Genomic DNA, 541 nt, shown 5'->3' on the forward strand with positions numbered 1-541 from the left:
GGCGTTCGTGCGATTGAATCAAAATGTAGAAATCGTCTTGATGTAGCACCAGGTCAACACGGTGCACGCAAGCCACGTTTATCTGACTACGGTAGTCAGTTACGTGAAAAACAAAAAGTTCGCCGTATCTATGGTATCTTAGAACGTCAATTCCGTAATTACTATACAGAAGCAAACCGCTTAAAAGGTAATACCGGTGAGAACTTATTAGTATTATTAGAAGGTCGTTTAGACAACGTAGTTTACCGTATGGGTTTTGCTGCAACTCGTGCTGAAGCGCGTCAGCTTGTAAGCCACAAATCTATCGTAGTAAACGGTCGTGTAGTGAATATTCCTTCTTATCAAGTTTCTGTTGATGATGTGGTTGCTGTTCGTGAGAAATCTAAAAAACAAGCACGTATCAAAGCATCATTAGAATTAGCAACTCAACGTGAAAAACCGACTTGGTTAGAAGTTGATGCAACTAAGATGGAAGGTGTATTTAAACGTACTCCTGAACGCTCTGACTTATCAGCAGATATTAACGAACATCTGATCGTTG

Annotated in this window: 1 protein-coding gene; it reads left to right on the forward strand. The window is 40.3% G+C overall.

What is annotated here, in order from left to right:
- A partial coding sequence (gene rpsD, locus D0Z60_RS11515; RefSeq protein ID WP_118858572.1) for a 30S ribosomal protein S4 occupies positions 1-541 on the forward strand: 541 nt, incomplete at both ends.

The sequence above is a fragment of the Sphingomonas mesophila genome, assembly GCF_003499275.1.
Lineage (GTDB): Bacteria > Pseudomonadota > Alphaproteobacteria > Sphingomonadales > Sphingomonadaceae > Sphingomicrobium > Sphingomicrobium mesophilum.